The following is a 19,425-nucleotide window of genomic DNA, read 5'->3' as shown; positions in this document are numbered from 1 at the left end:
CTTGCTCCTCTAGTCGCTGGAGGATCTAGGGTCGCTCCATGCGAACCGCAAGGACCCCGGACATGACCGCACCGACCACGAAGACGCGCTTCCGAGTCGAGGGCATGGACTGCGCCGGCTGCGCCCTGAAGGTGGAGACCGCCGCCCGCCGCTTCGGCGGCGTCGAGGATGTCACCGTCTCGGTCACGGCCGCGTCGATGACCGTGACCCACGCCGGCGATGCCGACCTCGACGGCCTCGCCGCCACGATCACCCGCCTCGGCTATCCGGTGATGCCGGTGGCCGCGCGCCCCGCCGCGACCCGGCCGGCGGCGCCGGCGGCCGAAGGCTGCTGCGCCGGGCACGACCACGGGCACGATCACCACCACGGTGCCGGAAACGATCACGGGCACCGCCACGCCCATGACCATGACCATGACCATGACCATGGTGGCCGACACGAAAATCACGCGCCACGCCAAGCCCATAGCCACACCCATCACACCCCGTCCCCCCCCTCGCCCACTGTCGCCGCCGGCCTCCACGGCCACGACCACGGCCCCTCGGACGGCCCGTGGTGGGCGTCGGCCAAGGCGCGGCTGGCGATCGCCTGCGGTGCCGCCCTCGCGCTCGCCTACGCCCTCGGCCACCTCGCCCCGGCGGTCGGACCGTGGGCGTTCCTGGCGGCGCTTGCGGTCGGACTGGTGCCGATCGCGCGGCGGGCGGTCGTCGCCGCCCGCTACGGCTCACCCTTCTCGATCGAGATGCTGATGACGATCGCCGCGGTCGGTGCCGTCGTCATCGGCGCCGCCGAGGAGGCGGCGGCGGTGGTGTTCCTGTTCCTGGTCGGCGAGGTGCTGGAGGGCGTCGCGGCGGCACGGGCGCGGGCGTCGATCCGCGGCCTCGCGGCCCTGGTGCCGGCGACGGCACGGCTCGAGCGCGACGGCGCACTCGTCGAGGTGCCGGCGGCCGATCTCGCCGTCGGCGCGGTGATCGCGGTCCGGCCCGGCGACCGGATCGCCGCCGACGGCGCGATCGTCGAGGGGGCGAGCGCGGTCGACGAGGCCCCGGTGACCGGCGAGAGCGTGCCGAAGGCCAAGACCGTCGGCGATCCCGTCTTCGCCGGCACGATCAACGGCGAGGGCCTCCTGCGCGTCCGCGTCACCGCGGCCGCCGCGGACAACACCATCGCCCGCGTGGTCCGTCTGGTCGAGGAGGCGCAGGAGGCCAAGGCGCCGACCGAGCGCTTCATCGACCGGTTCGCGCGTTGGTACACGCCGGGTGTCGTCGCGGTGGCGACGGCGGTGGCGGTGCTGCCGCCGCTGGTCGCTGGCGGCGACTGGAACGCCTGGGTCTACAAGGGCTTGGCCATCCTGCTGATCGGCTGCCCCTGCGCGCTTGTGATCTCGACGCCGGCCGCGATCGCGGCCGGACTCGCCGCCGGCGCCCGCCGCGGCCTCTTGATGAAGGGCGGTGCGGTGCTGGAACAGGTCGGGCGCCTGACCACGGTCGCGCTCGACAAGACCGGCACTCTGACCGAGGGCCGGCCGGTGGTGACCGACGTCGCGGCGGTCGGCGACGCCAGGGTGCCGGACGTGCTCGCGCTCGCCGCCGCACTCGAGGCCGGGTCGAGCCACCCGCTCGCGGTCGCGATCCTCGCCCGTGCCGCCGCCGACGGCATCGCCGTCCCCGCCGCCGGCGCGGTCGCCGCCCTGCCCGGCAAGGGCGTCCGCGGGACGGTGGACGGCGTCGAGGTCCAGTTGATCTCGCCGGCCGCGGCGGAAGCCATCGGCGTCGTCGGCGCGGCCGAGCGCGACGCCTTCGCGGCCCGCGGCGGCGAGGGCAAGTCGGTCGCGGTAGTGGTCCGCGACGGCCGGGTCGCCGGCTGGATCGCCATGCGCGACGAGCCGCGCGCCGACGCCCGCCGCGGGCTCGACGCGCTGAAGGCGGCCGGCGTCGCGCCGGTGATGCTGACCGGCGACAACGCCCGCACCGCCGCGGCGGTGGCGGCGACGCTCGGGATCGACCACCGCGCCGAACTGCTGCCCGCCGACAAGCAGCGCATCGTCCGCGAACTCCAGGCCGGCGGGAGGCGGGTCGGCAAGGTCGGCGACGGCATCAACGACGCGCCGGCGCTCGCCGCCGCCGACGTCGGCATCGCCATGGGCGGTGGCACCGACGTCGCGCTCGAGACCGCCGACGCCGCGGTTCTTCACGGCCGGGTCGGCGACGTCGCCGCGATGATCCGGCTGTCGCGGGCGACCATGGCCAACATCCGACAGAACATCACGATCGCCCTCGGCCTGAAGGCGGTGTTCCTGGTCACGACCGTCGCCGGCGTCACCGGCCTCTGGCCGGCGATCCTCGCCGACACCGGCGCCACGGTGATCGTGACCGCCAACGCCATGCGCCTGCTCGGCTGGCGCGGCGAGGCGTGAAATCGGCCGGCGGCGCTTGCCCTGCGACACCCGGCAAGGCCATGCTGGGCCGCGCCGGGCGAGGCGCGGCAGCGGGACGGGACGGGAGAACATGGCGGAACTGCTCTGGAGCCCCTCGCCGGAACGGGCGGCCGCGACGGCGATGACGGCGTTCCGCGGCTTCTGCGCGGAGCGGTTCGGGATCCCGCTTTCCGACGGCGTCGCGCTGCACGCGTGGTCGATCGCCGAGCCGGCCGCGTTCTGGGAAGCGGTCTGGGACTTCTGCGGCGTGGTCGGCGACAAGGGCGAACGCCGTCTCGTCGACGGCGACCGGATGCCCGGCGCCCGATTCTTCCCGGACGCCACGCTGAACTTCGCCGAGAATCTGCTCGCCCGGCCGGGCGCGCCCGAAGACGACGCCGTCGTGTTCCGCGCCGAGGACAAGGCGACGGGACGCCTGTCGTGGGGCGACCTCGCCGCGCTCGTGTCGCGGCTTCAGCAGGCGCTCGTCGCGGCCGGCGTCGGCGTCGGCGACAGGGTCGCGGGCCTCCTGCCGAACGTGCCCGAAGCCGTCGCGGCCATGCTCGCCGCCAGCTCCATCGGCGCTGTCTGGTCGTCCGCGTCGCCGGACTTCGGCCCGCGCGGCGTGCTCGACCGCTTCGGCCAGATCGAGCCGAAGGTGCTCTTCACGGTCGACGGTTACTGGTACGCCGGCAAGCGCTGCCCGATCGGCGACAAGCTCGGCGAGATCGTGCCGCAGTTGCCCTCCGCGCGAACGGTCGTCGTGCTCGACATCCTGGGCGAGGCCGAAACGCTCGCCACCGGCCTGCCCCGGGCGACCACCCTCCCGGCCTTCCTGGCGCCTTTCGAGGCGAGACGGCCGAAATTCGAGCGGCTGCCGTTCGACCACCCGCTCTACATCCTCTACTCCTCCGGCACGACGGGCGTGCCGAAGTGCATCGTCCACCGCGCCGGCGGCGTGCTGCTGCAGCATCTCAAGGAACACGCCCTGCACGCCGACACCCGGCCGGGCGACCGGGTGTTCTACTTCACCACCCTCGGCTGGATGATGTGGAACTGGCTGGTCTCCGCGCTGTCGCGCGGGGCGACGCTGCTGCTCTACGACGGCTCGCCGTTCCACCCCGGCCCCGAGGTGCTGTTCGACTATGCCGACGCCGAGGGCACGACCCTGTTCGGCACCTCGGCCAAGTACATCGACGCGGTGAAGAAGTCCGGCCTGGTGCCGCGCGAGCGCTTCCGGCTCGGCACCGTCCGGGCGCTCGCCTCGACCGGGTCGCCGCTCGCCCCGGAGAGCTTCGACTTCGTGTACCGCGACATCAAGACGGACCTGCACCTCGCCTCGATCTCGGGGGGCACCGACATCGTCTCCAGCTTCGTGCTCGGCGACCCGACCCGCCCGGTCTTCAAGGGCGAGATCCAAGGCCCCGGCCTCGGCATGGCCGTCGAGGTGTGGACGGACGACGGCCGGCGCGCCCCGGTCGGCGAGAAGGGCGAACTGGTCTGCGTCAAGCCATTCCCGACGATGCCGCTCGGCTTCTGGAACGATCCGGACGGCGCGAAATACCGCGCCGCCTATTTCGAGCGCTTCCCGGGCGTCTGGTGCCACGGCGACTTCGCCGAGACGACGGCGCACGGCGGGCTGGTGATCCACGGCCGCTCCGACGCGACGCTGAACCCGGGCGGCGTGCGGATCGGCACCGCGGAGATCTACGCCGAGGTCGAGCAGATCCCCGAGGTGGTCGAAGCGCTGGCGATCGGCCAGGACTTCGCCGGCGACGTCCGCGTCATCCTGTTCGTGCGGCTCGCGCCCGGCGCGACGCTGGACGCCGCGCTCGACCGCCGCATCCGCGAGCGGATCCGCGCCGGCGCCTCGCCGCGGCACGTGCCGGCGAAGATCGTCGCCGTCGCCGACATCCCGCGGACCAAGTCCGGCAAGATCACCGAACTCGCCGTGCGCGACGTCGTCGCCGGCCGCACCGTCAAGAACCGCGAGGCGCTGGCGAACCCGGAGGCGCTGGAGCTCTTCCGCGACTTGCCCGAACTCGCCACCTGACGGCCCCCCCGGCCCGCGTCCGGGATCGACCGAACAGCGCAGGTCCCACCAGCGCGAGGACGCGGGCGACACGGGCCTCGAGGACGTCCGCCGCAGGCGGCGCGGCGAGCCCGGCCATCACCATGAAGGCGAGGTCACCGACGACGGCGCCGAGCAGGATGTCGCGGAGCTCGTCGTCGACGGGACCGGCGATCAACCCGCGCCGGTGGAGCGCGGCCAGGGCGTCGGCGAGCACGGCGTCGGCGCGGACGATCCCGCGCGCCTCGAGACTCTCGGCGAGTTCCGGCGCCTGCGGCCCCTCCGCGACGACGAGGCGGGCGATCGCCATGCGACGGGGGTGCAGCAGCATGGTCGCGAGGTCGAGGAGGACGCGGCCGAGCAGCGCCGCGCCGTCGAGCCGGGAGGCGTCCTCGCCGAGATCGTGCGCGGGCAGGCCGTCGATCGCCTCGTCGACGATGGCGGCGAACAGCGACTGCTTGTGGTCGAACAGGCGGTAGATCGTCTTCTTCGACATGCCGCAGGCGCGGGCGACGTCGTCCATGCTGGTGGCGGCGTAGCCCTTTTCGACGAAGAGCGTCTCGGCTGCGGCGTGGATGCGCGCACGACGCTCGTCGTCCGGCAGCGTCGGCGGACGGCCGGCGGGACGGCGCTCCGGAAGTCGTGATGGCGGTCGGGTCGTCATGGCTTGACATTTGGAAACCGATCCGTTTCCTGTCAATACGGAAACCCACTGGTTTCGCAACTCGGTCGTCGGTTCGTTAGGCACTCCGACGTAAGATTGGACATTCGCGGAAACCCGGAGCTTCGAGGCGAACCGTGACAAGGCGACCATTCCTCCTCGGCCTCACCACGGCCGCACTCGTTCCCCTCTTGGCGGCCTGCCAGCCGGAGTCGTCCGGCCCGGGGCCGCGTCGGCCGGCGGTCCAGGTGGTCGAGGTCGTGCCGACCCGGCTCGACCGGACCGTGACGCTGACCGGTACGATCGCGGCCCGCACCGAGACCGCCCTCTCCTTCCGCACCAGCGGACGGATCGTCGAGCGGCTGGTCGACGTCGGTGACCGCGTCCGCAAGGGGCAGGTGCTGGCGAGGCTCGACGTCGAGACCCAGACCGCCGACGTGCAGTCGGCCCGGGCGGGCGTCGACGCCGCGGACGCGCAGGTCCGGCAGGCGAAGGCTGCCTTCGACCGCTCGAAGGCGCTGCTCGACCAGGGCTTCACCACGCGCCGCGACTTCGAACAGGCCGATCGGACGCTGAAGGTCGCGGTGGCCGGGGCCGAGTCCGCGCGGGCGCAGCTCGCCAGCGCCGAGGAGTCGCTGACCTACACCGATCTCGCCGCCGACGCCGACGGCGTCGTCACCCAGCGGCTGCTCGACGTCGGCGAGACCGCGCAGGCGGCGGCGACCGTGTTCACGATCGCCTGGGACGGCCCGCGCGACGCCCTGTTCGACATCTACGAGGGCCTGCTGCTCGACCAGACCGCCGGCGAACCGGCGACGATCGCGGTGGCCTTGGTGAGCGATCCCTCGGTCGCGACCAGCGGCCGGGTGCGCCAGATCGCGCCGAGCGTCGACGCCGGCACCGGTACGGTGCGCGTCAAGATCGGTCTCGACGACGCACCGGCGGCGATGACCCTCGGCGCCGCGGTCAGCGGCACCGGCACCGTCGCCCGCGCCGACGTCGTCGTGGTACCGCCCGCCGCGCTGACGACCGCCGGCGGCAAGCCCGCGGTGTGGGTATTCGATCCGGCGAGCGGCGTGGTGACGCCCCGGCCGGTGGTGGTCGGCTCCTACCGGACCGACGCCGTCGTCGTCGACGGCGGCCTCGCGGCCGGCGACCGGGTGGTCGTCGGCGGCACCACGCTGCTCCGGCCCGGCGAGGCCGTCACCGTCGCAGAGGAGACCGCGTCCCGATGATCCGCCTCCTCCTCGCCGCGGGACTCGCCCTGCCGCTCGCCGCCTGCCAACCGGACGAACCGGCCGCAGAGGCGCCGCCGCGGCCCGTCAAGTCCGTAGAGATCCGCCCGTTCCGCGATCAGGCGCCGGTGTTCACCGGCGTCGTCGATCCCAGGGTCAGCACCGACTACAGCTTCCGCATCCTCGGCCGCATGGTCGCCCGCGACGTCGACGTCGGCGACCTCGTGCGCAAGGGCGAGCGGCTCGCCGCCCTCGAGACCACCGTGCTGCAGCAGGCGGTCGATTCCGCCGAGGCCGCGGCCACCGGCGCCAACGCCACGCTCGCCAACGCCGTCGGCGTCGAGGCGCGCCAGCGCGCGCTCCGGCAGAGCAACACGGCGACCCAGGCCGACCTCGACAACGCCGTCCAGGCGCTGGAGGCGGCGCGTTCGGCGGCGACCCAGGCGATGGCCGCGCTCGCCAAGGCGCGCGAACAGCTCGGCTACGCCAGCCTGGTCGCCGAGTTCGACGGCGTCGTCACCGCGGTGTCGGCCGAGCCCGGACAGGTCGTCGCCGCCGGCCAGTCGGTGGTGACGGTGGCGAGCCCCGACCGGCGCGACGCCGTCGTCGACCTGCCGGACGCCATGGCCGGGCGCCTCGCGCTCGGCACGGCGCTGCAGGTGCGCCTCCAACTCGCCCCGGCGATCGTGGCGGCAGGCGCCGTTCGCGAGATCGCGCCGCTGGCCGATCCGGTGACGCGGACGCGGCGCGTCAAGATCGCGCTCGACAGCCCCGACGATCGGTTCCGGCTCGGTTCGATCGTGACCGTGGCGCTGCCCGGCGACGACGCCGGCTTCCTGGCGCTGCCGCAGGCGGCGGTGTTCGGGGCCGACGGGGCGCGGCGCGTCTGGGTGGTGTCGGCCGACGGCGCCAGCGTGGCGACGCGGCCGGTGACGGTGCGGCCGGCGCCGGACGGCCAATGGGTCGTGCTCGACGGTCTCGCCGAGGGCGAGCGGGTGGTGACGGCCGGCGTGAACAGCCTCGCCGAAGGGCAGCGCGTCAGGATCGACGGAGCGGTACGATGAAGAAGTTCAACCTCTCCGAGTGGGCGCTGAACCACCGGTCCCTGCTCTGGTACTTCATGCTGGTCTTCTCGGTGGCTGGCCTGTTCTCCTACATGAATCTCGGCCGCGAGGAGGATCCGGCCTTCACCATCAAGACGATGGTGATCTCGGCGGCGTGGCCCGGCGCCACCGTCGAGGAGACGATGAAGCAGGTCACCGAGCGCATCGAGAAGAAGCTCGAGGAACTGCCGCAGCTCGACCGCACCCGCAGCATGACCGTGCCGGGGCGCACCACGATCTTCGTCGACCTGCGCGACACCACCAGGGCGAAAGAGGTTGCCGACGTCTGGGTCCGCGTCCGCAACATGGTCGGCGACATCCGCGGCGAGATGCCGAGCGGGGTGACCGGGATCGGCTTCAACGACGATTTCGGCGACGTCTACGGCAACATCTACGCCTTCACCTCGGACGGCTTCGGCAAGCGCGAGCTGCGCGACTACGTCGAGGACGCCCGCTCGAAGATCCTGACGGTGCCGAACGTCGGCAAGGTCGACCTGATCGGCGCCGAGGACGAGGTGATCTATCTCGAGTTCTCGCCGCGCCAACTCGCCGCCTACGGCATCACCCAGCAGACGGTGGTCGACACGCTGCAGGCGCAGAACGCCGTGGCGCCCTCGGGCGTGGTCGAGGCCGGACCGCAGCGCGTCGCCGTGCGCGTCGGCGGCCAGTTCACCTCGGAGCAGAGCCTGCGCGACATCAACCTGCGCGTGAACGACCGCTTCTTCCGCCTCACCGACGTCGCCACCATCACCCGCGGCTACGCCGATCCGCCGTCCTCCCTGTTCCGCTTCGACGGCGAGCCGGCGATCGGCCTCGCGGTCGGCATGAAGGCCGGCGCCAACCTGCTCGTGTTCGGCGAGGCGCTGCAGGAGGAGATGAACCGCATCGAGGCCGAGCTCCCGGTCGGCATCGGCGTGCACCTCGTCTCCGACCAGCCCAAGGTGGTCGAGGAGGCGGTGTCCGGCTTCACCAAGGCGCTGTTCGAGGCGGTGGCGATCGTGCTCGCGGTCAGCTTCGTCAGCCTGGGCCTCCGCGCCGGTCTCGTCGTGGCGGTGGCGATTCCGCTGGTGCTCGCCATGACCTTCGTGGTGATGGAATACGCCGGCATATCGCTGCAGCGGATCTCGCTTGGCGCGCTGATCATCGCGCTCGGCCTCCTCGTCGACGACGCGATGATCGCGGTCGAGATGATGGTGGCGCGGCTCGAGGCCGGCGACAGCCTCCGGAAGGCGGCGACCTACGTCTACACCTCCACCGCCTTCCCAATGCTGACGGGCACGCTGGTGACGGTCGCCGGCTTCATCCCGGTCGGCCTCAACAACAGCGCCGCCGGCGAATTCACCTTCACGCTGTTCGTGGTGATCGCGACGTCGCTGGTGCTGTCCTGGGTGGTGGCGGTGCTGTTCACGCCGCTGCTCGGCGTCGCCATCCTGCCGAAGACGATGAAGCAGCACCACGGCTCGAAGGGCGTGTTCGGGCGCGTGTTCTCGGCGATGCTCGGGTGGTGCATGCGTTGGCGCTGGGTCACGATCGGTGCGACGCTCGCGGTGTTCGCGGTGTCCGTCTACGCCATGCAGTTCGTCCAGCAGCAGTTCTTCCCCTCCTCCGACCGCACCGAGCTGATCGTCGACTGGAACCTGCCGCAGAACGCCTCGATCGCCGAGACCTCGGACCAGATCGCCCGCTTCGAGAAGGAGCAGCTCGACGCCAATCCGGACGTCGAACGCTGGTCGAGCTACGTCGGCCAGGGCGCCGTGCGCTTCGTGCTGAGCTTCGACGTCCAGCCGGCGAGCCCCGCCTTCGGCCAGACCGTGATCGTCACGAAGGACATCGCGGCCCGCGACCGGCTGCGGGCGCAGCTCTCGGACTATCTCGCGAAGACCTTCCCCAACACCGACGCCTACGTGAAGCTGCTCGACATCGGCCCGCCCGTCGGCCGGCCGGTCGCCTACCGCGTCGGCGGACCGGACATCGACAAGGTGCGCGAATTCGCGCTCGCCCTCGGCAACGTGATGGCGACCAGCCCGCATCTCGGCGTCGTCACCTTCGACTGGAACGAGCCGGCGCGGGTCGTGAAGGTCGACGTCCTGCAGGACCGGGCGCGCCAGCTCGGCATCTCCTCGGAGACGATCGCCTCGACGCTGAACGGCATCGTCGGCGGCACCACGGCGACCCAGCTGCGCGACGACGTCTACCTGATCGACGTGGTCGGCCGGGCGGTGGCGGCCGAGCGCGGCTCGATCGAGGGCCTGTCGAACCTCCAGCTGCCGACCGGCGACGGCCGCTCGGTGCCGCTCGCCGCCGTCGCGACCTTCCACTACGAGGTCGAGCAACCGGTGGTGTGGACGCGCTCTCGGGTGCCGACGGTGACCGTGCGCGCCGCGATCTCGGACAACCTCCAGCCCGCCACCGTGGTCGAGCGGCTGTCCGGCGCGGTCGACGCCTTCCGGGCGAGCCTGCCGGCCGGATACCACGTCGAAGTCGCCGGCACGGTCGAGCAGAGCGCCAAGAGCCAGGGCCCGATCGTCGCGGTGGCGCCGCTGATGCTGTTCGTGATGGCGACCATCCTGATGATCCAGCTGCAGAGCTTCAGTCGGCTCGTCCTGGTGTTCGCGGTGGCGCCGCTGGCGCTGATCGGCGTGGTCGCGGCCCTGCTGCCGAGCGGGGCGCCGATGGGCTTCGTCGCCATCCTCGGAATCCTCGCGCTGATCGGCATCCTGATCCGCAACTCGGTGATCCTGGTCGACCAGATCGAGACCCTGCTCGCCGAGGGCATGGAAGCCTGGCACGCGGTGCGCGAGGCGACCGAGCACCGGATGCGGCCGATCATGCTGACCGCCGCGGCCGCCAGCCTCGCGCTGATCCCGATCTCGCGCGAGATCTTCTGGGGCCCGATGGCCTACGCGATGATGGGCGGCATCATCGTCGGCACCGTGCTGACGCTGCTGTTCCTGCCCGCGCTCTACGTGGCGTGGTTCCGGATCGAGGCGCCCGACGAGACGCCACCCACCGAGGACGCCTCGCCTGCGGAGGCGGCGACGTCCGCCTGAGCGGCGAAGCGCCCGCCGGCGCGCTCCTCGAGCGTGCCGTCGGGCCGCCGCAGGAGGACGAGCGCGTCGAGACCTAGACGGCCGGCGAAGGCGAGACCCTCGTCGGAACCGAGCACGGTGATCGCGGTGGCGGCGGCGTCGGCGACCATCGCTGTCGACGCCAGCACCGTCACCGAGGCGACGGCGTTCCGCACCGGACGGCTGCTGCGCGGGTCGACGGTGTGGGAGATCCGGTCGGCCCCCTCGCCGCGGAAGTGGCGGTAGTCGCCGGAGGTGGCGACCGCGACGTCCTCGAGCGCGACGACGCCGTGGACGGCGCGCACGCCCGGCTCCGGCCGCTCGACGGCGATCGCCCACGGCGCGCCGTCGGGCTTGCGGCCGCGGGCGCGCATCTCGCCGTCGATCCCGACGAGGTGGTTCTCGATGCCGGCCGCGTCGAGGACGCGGGCGAGTTCGTCGACGCCGAAGCCCTTGGCGATGCCTGAGAGATCGAGCGCCGTCGGGGCGAGCTTGCGGACGCGCGCGCCGGCGACGTCGACCTCGAGGGTCGCAACGTCGAGACCGCCGGGCGCGGCGGGGAGGCCGTCCGCCTTGCCGGCGTGGGCGCCGAAGCCCCAGTCGGCGACGAGGCGGCCGACGCCGACGTCGAAGGCGCCGGCGCTGGCACGGCGGATCGCGAGCGCGGTGTCGAGCACGACGGCGAGGCTCGCCGGCACCGGATGCCACGGCCCGACCGCGGCACGGTTCAGCCGCATCAGGTCGGACTCCGGCTTCCAGGTCGACATCGCGTCGTCGACCGCGCCGACCGCGGCCGCCAGCGCGCGGCCGACCGCCATGGCGTCGACCGCGCCGTCGTCGTGCCAGACCGCGGTCCAGCGGCTGCCCATGGTCGGGCCGTCGAGCGCGACCCGGCGAAGGCCGCAGGCCGCTTCAGTAGACGTCCTCGACATAGCGTCCCTCCCGTTTCAGCGCCTCGACGGTGAGCCCGAGCGGGCGCAGCGCCGCACCGATCACCTCGGCGACACCCGCCGCCATGTCGCGACCGCCGCAGACCATGACCTGCGCGCCCTTCGCCACCAGCGTCCGCACGGTCTCGGCGTCGGCCTCGAGGCGGTCCTGGACGTGGGTGCGCGTGGCGACACGGGAGAAGGCGGTGTGGAGCCCGGTGAGGCGGCGCTCGGCCAGCCAGCGGTCGAGGTCCTGGCGGTAGAGGAAGTCGGAGGCCGGGTTGCGGGCGCCGAACCAGAGGTGCATCGGCCGGCGGTGGTCGTTGTGGCGGATGAAGCCCGCGAGCGGGCCGATGCCGGTGCCGGCGCCGACCAGGATCACCGGCGCGGAGCCGGGCGCCGGGCGGAAGCCGGGGTTGGCGCGCACGAAGGCGTCGATCTCGCCGCCGACGGGAAGATCGTTCAGGAAGCCCGAGCAGAGCCCGCCGGGGTGGCGGCGGACGCAGATCTCGAGCACGCCGTCCCGCGTCGCCGAGGCGAGCGAATAGAAGCGCGCGACGTCGCTGCCCGGCGCCAGCACGCCGACGAGGTCACCGGCCTCGAAGCTCGGCAGGCGCGCCCCGAACAGGCGGGCGTGCAGCGACGGACCCGGCTCGGCCGGCGCGAAGCGCAGCACCGCGGTCGGCGCGTCGACGGCGAGGCCGTAGTCCTCGCGCGCGACGAGACGCAGCCGCGACGTCCGGGGCCGCGACGGGACGTGGGCGAGCGCAAGCTCGATCCCGAGCGCGGCGCCGAGGTCGGCGCCCCATTGGGAGAAGGCCTGGGCCGACTGGCGGTCGATCCGGCCGAGGTCGAGCAGGCGTGCCATGCCGGTCGCGGCGAGCGCCGCGTCGACGGTCTCGGCGAAGCCGCAGTAGTGCGCGAAGCCGCGGTCGCCGAAGCCGAGCACCGCGAAGGCGGGCGCCGGGGCGGCCGGCAGCCGCGCCAAGCGCTCCGCGAAGCGCCGCGCCGACGCGGGCGCCTCGCCGTCGCCGTAGGTGGCCGTCAGCACGACGACGCGACGGGCGTGGCGGAAGACGGCGACGTCGTTCATCGCCCTCGTGTGGACGCGATGGCCGGCGGCGGTCAGCGCGGCGTGCAGCGTGGCGGCGAATCCCCAGGTCGAATTGCCCTCGCTGCCGACCAGGATCACGGTGTCGGCAGACTGGGCGCCGGCGTCGTGGGCGATCCGCGGCCGGGCGCGGCGACGGGCGACCCAGATCACGAGGCCGGTGCCGGTGAGGACCGGGACGACGGCCGAACTCGCACCGAGCACCAGCGCCAGCCACCACAGGCCCTCGCCGGTGTGCAGGGCGTAGATCCATTGCGACGCGGTCTGCCAGGCGTCGTTCTCGGCCGCGGTCAGGACGGCGCCGGTGGCCGGGTCGACAGTGGCCTCGCCCGAGGCGGTGGTCAGGGTGACGACGTCGGTGGGATCGCCCGGATCGGGGAAGGCGAGCTTGCGCAGATCCGCGAGGTCGACCGCCTTCAGGGCGCCGAGTTCGCCGACCGGCAGGGCCGGACCGCCGGAGGCCTCGGCGGGCGCCGCCTCGGCGGGGGCGCCGTCGGGCAGGAACTCGAAGGTGGTCGCCGACAGGAGGAGACCGGTGGCCGCCGACAGCACCAGCCCGGCGACCGCGGCACGGCCGAGTTCGGCGTGGAGGCGGCCACTCGCCGAGCCGCGAATCGGACCGAACAGCCGGCGCCAGCCGCCGAGGCGCTGGGCCAGCATCGCGGTGCCGGACAGCGTCAGCAGCAGCATGGCCGCGGCACCGAAGCCGACCACGGCGCGGCCGGTGTCGTCGGCGAGCAGCTTGCGATGCAGGTTGGTGATCCAGCGCACGGTGCCCGACGGCTCGTAGGCGCCGGTGACCGCACCGGTCCGCGGATCGATCGTCGCCATGCCCGGCCTGTCCGGGTCGAACCAGGTGGCGACGATCAGGCCCGAGGGCTTGCGCTCGATCGACTCGACGCCCGGCAGCGCGGCCTGCACCCGTTCGGCCAGCGCCGCCACGGTGACCTCGCCACGGGCGGGCACGGTGGCCTCGAGGCGCTGCAGCGCCGGCTGGACCGACAGCACCGCCCCCGTCGCCGCCGTGACGGCGACGAGCAGCGCGGCGGCGAGGCCGGGGATCGAGTGGATCTTGCGGAACATGGGCATGCGTCCGGTTCAGAAGCTGTAGGTGAAGCTCTCGACGTAGCCGCGGCCGGCCACCGGCTTGCCGTTGCCGGCGGAGGTCAGCGGCGCGACGACGTCGGAAGGGTTGTCGCGCATGTCCTCGACGGCGGTGTCGACGCGGATCTCGAAGCCGCCGTCGATCAGCGCGTCGGCGAGGTCGGCGGTGATCTTCAGGGTGCGGCCGGCGCCGACGCTGGCGCCGGTGATGCCGTCGATCTCGGCGCGGGCCCCGCCGGAGGCGGCCTCCCAGTCGGAGAGGTGGCGGTAGTACTTGGCCTTGCCGCCGGCCATCCACAGCGTGCCCTTGTAGGCGCCCGAAGCGTCGACGACGTAGATCACCACGTAGGCGCCGTCGCCGCCGTAGTTCTTCAGCGTGGTCTCGAAGGTGATCTCGCGGGCCTCGGCGAGGCCGGGAACGGCGAGCGCCGTCGCGGCCGCGAGGGCGGTGGTGGTGATCTTCATCAAGGTCGTCCTCGGATCTTCGTTGCGGCCGGTGCTCACTGCACCTGGACCTTGGGGCGGAGCTTGCCGTTGAAGAGGCCGTTGTCCGGCACGGGCGCGTTCGGGTCGCTCGGACCGGCCGGCGGGGTGCGGCGGCCGCCCTCGTCGTCGTCCTCGTCGTCCTCGTCGTCGTGACCGCGGCGGCCGGATTCGGCGCTCCGGCGGTGGTCGTCGTCGCCGTGGCCGCGGGCGTCCCGGCCGTCGCCGTGGCGGTCGTGGCCGCCGCGGCGGCTCTCGGTCGCGATCACCTCGAGCGTCGCCGGATCGACGATGGCCTCGAAGCTGCGGCCTTCGCGATCGGTGCAGACGATCTCGTAGCAGCCGTCGTCGGTCTTGATGCGCTGGACGGTCCAGCCGCGCTGTTCGGCCATCTTCACCACGGCGCTGCGCGGCTGCCAGTCGCCGACGCGGGCCTCGCAGCCGTCGTCGTCGGCGAGCGCCGCGCCGGCGCCGGACACGACCACGGCCATCGCCGCGATCCAGGTTCTCGTCTTCATCTCGGGCACTCCCCGGCTCGTTCCACGCCGCATACGCTCGGCCCCGAAGCTGACGGCGGCCTGAAGACGGTGCAGGATCGGCTTCAGCTTCCCGTCAGGTCCGACGGGCAGAAGAAGTCGAGGGACAAGGGGGCTCGGCGTGCGGGTGCTGTTGATCGAGGACGACCGCGGGCTCGGCTCGGCGGTGCGCGACCAGATCGCCGACGACGGCCATTCGGTCGACTGGGTGACGCGGCTCGCCGACGCCCGCGACCACATGGCCGCCGCGCCCTACGAGCTCGTGCTGCTCGACCTGATGCTGCCCGACGGCCGCGGCCTCGACTTCCTGAAGGCGCTCCGGGCGGCCGGCGACGTCACGCCGGTGATCGTGCTCACCGCCATGGACCAGATCTCCGACCGCATCGCCGGGCTCAACGCCGGCGCCGACGACTATCTCGTCAAGCCCTTCGACCTGCACGAACTCGGCGCGCGGCTCTCGGCGGTGTCGCGGCGCTACCACGGCAACCCGAACCCGCTGGTCTCCGTCGGCGACCTCCAGGTCGACCTTGCCGCCAAGGCGGTCCGCCGCGCCGGCCGGCCGGTGGCGCTGACGGCGCGCGAATGGGCGCTGTTCGAGGGCCTCGTGCAGAGGCCGGGCACGATCCTCTCCAAGGGTCAGCTCGAGGAACGGCTCTACGCCTTCGACCGCGAGGTCGACAGCAACACGATCGAGGTCCACGTCAGCCGCCTGCGCAAGAAGCTCGGGCCGACGGCGATCGAGACCGTGCGCGGCCTCGGCTACCGGCTGGGGGTACCGTGACGGCGCCGCGGAGCCTGCAGGCGCGGCTGGCCGCGGCGCTCTCGATCGGGCTCGCGCTGGTCTGGCTGGCGGCGTCGGCCGCTGCCTACGCGGTGATGCGCCACGAGATGGGCGAGGTGTTCGACAGCGCGATCCAGGAGACCGCCCAGCGCATCCTGCCGCTGGCGGTGATGGAGATCATCGACCGCGAGCCGACCGACCTGCAACGCGTCGCCCCGGTCCGGCCGCACCACGAGCTGCTGACCTACGTGGTGCGCGACGAGGCCGGCACGATCGTGCTCGCCTCGCACGACGCCGATCCCGCGATCTTTCCGGCCTCCGTGCCCGCGGGCTTCTCCACCACCGCGACGCACCGAATCTACGCCGAGGCGGCGCTGAAGGGCTCGCTGACCATCCTGCTCGCCGAACCGATCGCCGTCCGCCGCGCCGCGGTGAACCACGCCGCCGAGGCGCTGGCGCTGCCGATCGCGCTCCTGGTGCCGCTGTCCTTCGCCGGCGTCTGGCTGGCGGTGCGGGCCGGGATGCGGCCGATCCGCCGGCTCTGCGCCGCCATCGAGACCCGTGGTGCCGGCGACATGACCCCGCTCGCCGCCGGACCGATGCCGTCCGAGATCGAGCCGATCGCCGCGGCGGTGAATCATCTGCTCGACCGGCTCCGCCGCACCCTCGAGGCCGAGCGCAGCTTCACCGCCAACAGCGCCCACGAGCTCCGGACCCCGATCGCCTCCGCCCTCGCCCAGACCCAGCGCCTCCTCGCCGAGACGCGCGATTCACGCACGGCCGAACGCGCACGCACCATCGAGGCGACGCTGAAGACGCTGGCGCGGCTCGCCGAGAAGCTGATGCAGCTCGCCCGCGCCGAGGGCGGCCGCCTGCTCGCCGAGGCGCCCTACGACGCCGGCCCGATCGTCCGCCTCGTCTGCGCCGACGTCGCCCGCGCACCGGACGCCGCCGGGCGGCTGGCGCTCGCCCTGCCGGACGGGGCGGTGTCGACGCGCATGGATCCCGACGCCCTGTCGATCCTCGTCCGCAACCTCGTCGAGAACGCGCTGAAGCACGGCGACGCGCGCGAGACCGTCTCGGTTCGGCTCGATCCGGACGGCCGGCTCGCGGTGGTCAACGGCGGCGCGGTCGTGCCCGCCGACGTGCTCGCCCGGCTGTCGCGCCCGTTCGAGCGTGGCGCCACCGGCGCCGACGGCACCGGCCTCGGCCTCGCCATCGTCGACGCCGTCGCCCGCGGCGCCGGCACCACCCTCGCCCTCCGCTCGCCCGCCCCCGGCCGCCCCGACGGTTTCGCCGCGGAGGTGAAGCTGCCCGCGTGAGCCATCCGTTTCACTACGGCGTGAAGGCGCCGGGCCGCAGGATCGCGTCGATGTCGGTTCAGCCCCGGCACGCGCCGTGCTAGCCAGGGTGTGGTGGGAAGAGCGTCCGCCGGCGGGGGCCGGCCGGTCGGTGCCGGGTCTCGGCGCCGGCCGTCGGGCCGTGCCGGTGCACGGGCGAGAGACGCGACAGGGTGCGCGATGGCTTCGATCTCGTTCTGGATCGCCGCGGCCGGCTTCGGCATCCGCATCGCGGCGGACCGGATCTTCCTCGGCCGGCTCAAGGCCAAGGACCCGGCGGCCGTGACGGACCTCGTCCGGCGGCACCACGCCGCGCTGGTCTCGCTGGCGCGGACCGTCGTGAAGGACGCCGGCGTCGCCGAGGACGTGGCGCAGGACACCTGGATCGCCGTGATGGCCGGAATCGACGGCTTCGACGGCCGCGCCGCGCTGTCGACCTGGATCATCGCCATCCTGATGAACAAGGCGCGCTCGCACCTGCGCAAGCAGCGCCACTTCGTCCAGCTCGACGAGGACAGGGAGAGCGGCGGCGACGACGGCGCGTTGGTCGATCCCGCTCGCTTCGCGCCCGACGGGCACTGGGCCGACCCGCCGATACCGCTCGACGGTCTCAGCCCGGAACGAATCGTGATGGGCCGCGAGCTGTGGCGGAGCGTGCGCGCGCGCATCGAGACGCTGCCGCCGAACCAGCGCGCCGTCCTGATCATGCGCGACGTCGAGGGCCGCGACGCCGACGAGACCTGCAGCCTGCTCGAGATCACGCCCGAGAACCAGCGCGTGCTGCTCCACCGCGCCCGCGCCAAGCTGCGCGGCTTTCTCGAGGATCTCGCCGCGACGGAAAGGAATTCCGCGCTCGCGAAAGCGTGAAGTCCAGGCATAGTAACGTCCGCGGTCCCTGCGGCGTCCCATCGGCGGAACCGCACCGGTCCGACAGAGCCGAGGACGCGACGTGACGATCAAGTGCCGCGACATTCCCGAGAAGGCGAACGACTACGTGGACCGCGACGGTCCCGTGGGCGACCGTCTCGGCGTGGCGCTGCACATCGCCATGTGCTCGAACTGCCGGACATACGTGCGCGGCCTGCGTCTCACCCGACGCATCGCCGCCGCGAGCTTCCGCACGGAAGCGCCCGACGCCGTGGTGACGCGGCTCGGTCTCGGTGACGGTCCCTCCACCGACACCGGCAAGGGCGCCCCGTGATGACGACCGACCACTACGGCCTCGACACCTCCACCACCGACGCCGCGGCGCGCTCGGCCTTCGCCGAGGCCGTGCACGGCCTCGGCGCCCACCGCCCCAGTGTCGGCGCCGCGCTGGCCCGTACGCTGTCGGCCGATCCCGACGACGTCGCCGCCCACGTCCTCAAGGGCTTCGCCAACCTGATCCTCGCCCGCGAGGAGCTCGAGTTCCCCGCCGCCGCGGCCGCCGCCGAAGCCGAGCGGGCGCTCGGGGCGCGCGACGGCGGCACCGCCGACGAGCGTGTCCTGGTCGCGGCCCTCCGCGCCGCCGTCGGCGGCAGCTTCCGCGCCGCCATCGACGTGCTCGACCGCGGCTTCGCCGACCGTCCGGCGGTGTTCCTGCCGTTCAAGATCGGGCACGCGCTCCGCTTCATGGCGGGCGACGCCGCCGGCATGCTCGCCGCCTCCGAGCGGATGCTGCCGGCCTGGGACGCCGCCAACCCGGCCGCCGGCTTCCTGCTCGGCTGCCACGCCTTCGCGCTCGAGGAGCACGGCGCCTACGAGGCCGCAGAGCACTACGGCCGCCGCGCCGTAGCGCTGCAGCCCGAGGACGCCTGGGGCCTGCACGCCGTCGGCCACGTGTTCGAGATGCGCGGCGAGACGCAGAAGGGCATCGACTGGCTCGAAGCCGGCCGGCCGCACTGGTCGCGCTGCAACAATTTCTCGTTCCACATGGCCTGGCACGTCGCCCTGTTGCGGCTCGAACGCGGCGAGCACGACGCCGTGCTGGCGCTCTACGACGACGAGGTCCGGCCGCAGCCGACCGACGACTTCCGCGACATGGCCAACGCCGTCTCGCTGTTGTGGCGGCTCGACCGCTCCGGCGTCGACGTCGGCGAGCGCTGGGCCGACCTCGCCGAGATCGCCCGCCGTCGCCGTACCGACTCGACGCTGGTGTTCGCGATGCTGCACACGCTGGTGGCGCTCGCCGCGCTCGGCGACTCCGTCGGCGTCGCCGATCTCGTCGCGGCCATGGAGGCTCGCGCCGCCGGCACCGGCGATCAGGCCCGGGTCGCCCGCGACGTCGGCCTGCCGGTCGCCCGCGTGATCGCCGGCCTCGCCGACGGCCGCGGCACCGGCGCGCTCGATCGCCTCGCGGTCGACCTGCCGCGCATCGGCGGCAGCAACGCCCAGCGCGACCTCTTCGTGCTCCATCTCGCCGAGATCGCCGGCCGGCGCGGCGACGAGAGCGCGCGGACCGCGATCCACCGCACCCGCCACCGCCTCAAGGCGGAGGATCACCTGATCGCGGCGGTCGACCGCCGCGCCCGCGCCGACCGTCCGCACCGCCCGCTCGCCTGAGCGGCCGGTCCTCGTCTTCTCATCGCCCGTTCCTCGCCAGGAGAT

The 19,425-nt window shown here is 73.3% G+C and carries 15 protein-coding genes; 10 read left to right on the top strand and 5 right to left on the bottom strand.

Going from position 1 to position 19,425, the window contains the following annotated elements; genetic code table 11:
* Nucleotides 1–62: 62 nt before the first annotated feature.
* The gene (locus EDD54_RS00705; protein WP_133673942.1) at nucleotides 63–2,417 is read left to right on the top strand and encodes a heavy metal translocating P-type ATPase; all 2,355 of its coding nucleotides are present in this window, start codon (nucleotides 63–65) and stop codon (nucleotides 2,415–2,417) included.
* 91 nt (nucleotides 2,418–2,508) lie between these two features.
* Nucleotides 2,509–4,470: an acetoacetate--CoA ligase gene (locus tag EDD54_RS00700; protein WP_126537516.1), complete on the top strand. Its 1,962-nt coding sequence runs from the start codon at nucleotides 2,509–2,511 to the stop codon at nucleotides 4,468–4,470.
* Here the strand turns inward: EDD54_RS00700 and EDD54_RS00695 are convergent.
* Entirely contained in the window at nucleotides 4,397–5,152 is a 756-nt protein-coding gene (locus tag EDD54_RS00695; RefSeq protein WP_165644464.1) for a TetR/AcrR family transcriptional regulator, read from the bottom strand. The two genes, EDD54_RS00700 and EDD54_RS00695, sit on opposite strands and share 74 nt — an antisense overlap.
* Before the next feature lie 134 nt (nucleotides 5,153–5,286).
* Here EDD54_RS00695 and EDD54_RS00690 point away from each other — a divergent pair, with 134 nt between their 5' ends.
* The 3 genes from EDD54_RS00690 to EDD54_RS00680 are packed head-to-tail and all read left to right on the top strand — an operon-like array spanning nucleotide 5,287 to nucleotide 10,537.
* Nucleotides 5,287–6,384, top strand: coding sequence for an efflux RND transporter periplasmic adaptor subunit (locus EDD54_RS00690; protein ID WP_165644463.1), 1,098 nt, complete (start codon nucleotides 5,287–5,289; stop codon nucleotides 6,382–6,384).
* Nucleotides 6,381–7,448 carry an efflux RND transporter periplasmic adaptor subunit gene (locus EDD54_RS00685; RefSeq protein WP_126537522.1) on the top strand — a complete coding sequence of 356 codons (1,068 nt, stop codon included), beginning with the start codon at nucleotides 6,381–6,383 and terminating at the stop codon, nucleotides 7,446–7,448. The genes EDD54_RS00690 and EDD54_RS00685 overlap by 4 nt, the downstream gene beginning before the upstream one ends.
* On the top strand, nucleotides 7,445–10,537 hold the full coding sequence (locus EDD54_RS00680) for an efflux RND transporter permease subunit (protein ID WP_126537524.1): 3,093 nt from the start codon (nucleotides 7,445–7,447) through the stop codon (nucleotides 10,535–10,537). Before EDD54_RS00685 ends, EDD54_RS00680 begins: the two co-directional genes overlap by 4 nt.
* Here the strand turns inward: EDD54_RS00680 and EDD54_RS00675 are convergent.
* Genes EDD54_RS00675 through EDD54_RS00660 form a run of 4 tightly spaced genes read right to left on the bottom strand, consistent with a single transcriptional unit; the run spans nucleotide 10,450 to nucleotide 14,700 of the window.
* Nucleotides 10,450–11,487, bottom strand: a complete 1,038-nt coding sequence (locus EDD54_RS00675; RefSeq protein WP_126537526.1) for an FAD:protein FMN transferase — start codon at nucleotides 11,485–11,487, stop codon at nucleotides 10,450–10,452. The genes EDD54_RS00680 and EDD54_RS00675 overlap by 88 nt on opposite strands.
* A complete protein-coding gene (locus EDD54_RS00670) occupies nucleotides 11,468–13,678 on the bottom strand; it encodes a PepSY domain-containing protein (protein ID WP_126537528.1) in 2,211 nt (736 codons plus the stop codon). Before EDD54_RS00670 ends, EDD54_RS00675 begins: the two co-directional genes overlap by 20 nt.
* Nucleotides 13,679–13,693: 15 nt before the next feature.
* Nucleotides 13,694–14,164 (bottom strand): DUF2271 domain-containing protein, encoded by a 471-nt coding sequence (locus EDD54_RS00665; RefSeq protein ID WP_126537530.1) that lies wholly within the window; start codon nucleotides 14,162–14,164, stop codon nucleotides 13,694–13,696.
* Between the two features lie 35 nt (nucleotides 14,165–14,199).
* Nucleotides 14,200–14,700 (bottom strand): PepSY domain-containing protein, encoded by a 501-nt coding sequence (locus EDD54_RS00660; protein ID WP_207620344.1) that lies wholly within the window; start codon nucleotides 14,698–14,700, stop codon nucleotides 14,200–14,202.
* A 139-nt stretch (nucleotides 14,701–14,839) separates the two neighbouring features.
* On the opposite strand from EDD54_RS00660, the gene EDD54_RS00655 reads away from it, so the two are divergent.
* From EDD54_RS00655 to EDD54_RS00635, 5 genes are all read left to right on the top strand, one after another.
* Nucleotides 14,840–15,499 carry a response regulator transcription factor gene (locus EDD54_RS00655; RefSeq protein WP_126537532.1) on the top strand — a complete coding sequence of 220 codons (660 nt, stop codon included), beginning with the start codon at nucleotides 14,840–14,842 and terminating at the stop codon, nucleotides 15,497–15,499.
* A complete protein-coding gene (locus tag EDD54_RS00650; protein ID WP_208112131.1) occupies nucleotides 15,496–16,821 on the top strand; it encodes a sensor histidine kinase in 1,326 nt (441 codons plus the stop codon). The genes EDD54_RS00655 and EDD54_RS00650 overlap by 4 nt, the downstream gene beginning before the upstream one ends.
* Before the next feature lie 198 nt (nucleotides 16,822–17,019).
* Nucleotides 17,020–17,706 (top strand): RNA polymerase sigma factor, encoded by a 687-nt coding sequence (locus tag EDD54_RS00645; protein ID WP_126537534.1) that lies wholly within the window; start codon nucleotides 17,020–17,022, stop codon nucleotides 17,704–17,706.
* Nucleotides 17,707–17,788: 82 nt separating this feature from the next.
* Nucleotides 17,789–18,040 (top strand): anti-sigma factor family protein, encoded by a 252-nt coding sequence (locus EDD54_RS00640; protein ID WP_126537536.1) that lies wholly within the window; start codon nucleotides 17,789–17,791, stop codon nucleotides 18,038–18,040.
* Nucleotides 18,040–19,380, top strand: coding sequence for a tetratricopeptide repeat protein (locus EDD54_RS00635; RefSeq protein WP_126537538.1), 1,341 nt, complete (start codon nucleotides 18,040–18,042; stop codon nucleotides 19,378–19,380). Before EDD54_RS00640 ends, EDD54_RS00635 begins: the two co-directional genes overlap by 1 nt.
* Nucleotides 19,381–19,425 lie beyond the last annotated feature (45 nt).

The sequence above is a fragment of the Oharaeibacter diazotrophicus genome, from assembly GCF_004362745.1.
In the GTDB taxonomy this organism is placed as follows: Bacteria; Pseudomonadota; Alphaproteobacteria; order Rhizobiales; family Pleomorphomonadaceae; genus Oharaeibacter; species Oharaeibacter diazotrophicus.
The sequence above is the reverse complement of the archived record's forward strand: the minus strand, read 5'-3'. Positions and strand labels throughout refer to the sequence as shown.

Excerpts from the sequence above, each read along its gene's own strand:
- EDD54_RS00645 (WP_126537534.1), top strand. The coding sequence starts at position 17,020 with ATGGCTTCGATCTCGTTCTGGATCGCCGCGGCCGGCTTCGGCATCCGC.
- EDD54_RS00685 (WP_126537522.1), top strand. The coding sequence starts at position 6,381 with ATGATCCGCCTCCTCCTCGCCGCGGGACTCGCCCTGCCGCTCGCCGCC.
- EDD54_RS00695 (WP_165644464.1), bottom strand. The coding sequence starts at position 5,152 with ATGACGACCCGACCGCCATCACGACTTCCGGAGCGCCGTCCCGCCGGC.
- EDD54_RS00700 (WP_126537516.1), top strand. The coding sequence starts at position 2,509 with ATGGCGGAACTGCTCTGGAGCCCCTCGCCGGAACGGGCGGCCGCGACG.
- EDD54_RS00660 (WP_207620344.1), bottom strand. The coding sequence starts at position 14,700 with ATGAAGACGAGAACCTGGATCGCGGCGATGGCCGTGGTCGTGTCCGGC.
- EDD54_RS00670 (WP_126537528.1), bottom strand. The coding sequence starts at position 13,678 with ATGTTCCGCAAGATCCACTCGATCCCCGGCCTCGCCGCCGCGCTGCTC.
- EDD54_RS00680 (WP_126537524.1), top strand. The coding sequence starts at position 7,445 with ATGAAGAAGTTCAACCTCTCCGAGTGGGCGCTGAACCACCGGTCCCTG.
- EDD54_RS00635 (WP_126537538.1), top strand. The coding sequence starts at position 18,040 with ATGACGACCGACCACTACGGCCTCGACACCTCCACCACCGACGCCGCG.
- EDD54_RS00705 (WP_133673942.1), top strand. The coding sequence starts at position 63 with ATGACCGCACCGACCACGAAGACGCGCTTCCGAGTCGAGGGCATGGAC.
- EDD54_RS00665 (WP_126537530.1), bottom strand. The coding sequence starts at position 14,164 with ATGAAGATCACCACCACCGCCCTCGCGGCCGCGACGGCGCTCGCCGTT.
- EDD54_RS00675 (WP_126537526.1), bottom strand. The coding sequence starts at position 11,487 with ATGTCGAGGACGTCTACTGAAGCGGCCTGCGGCCTTCGCCGGGTCGCG.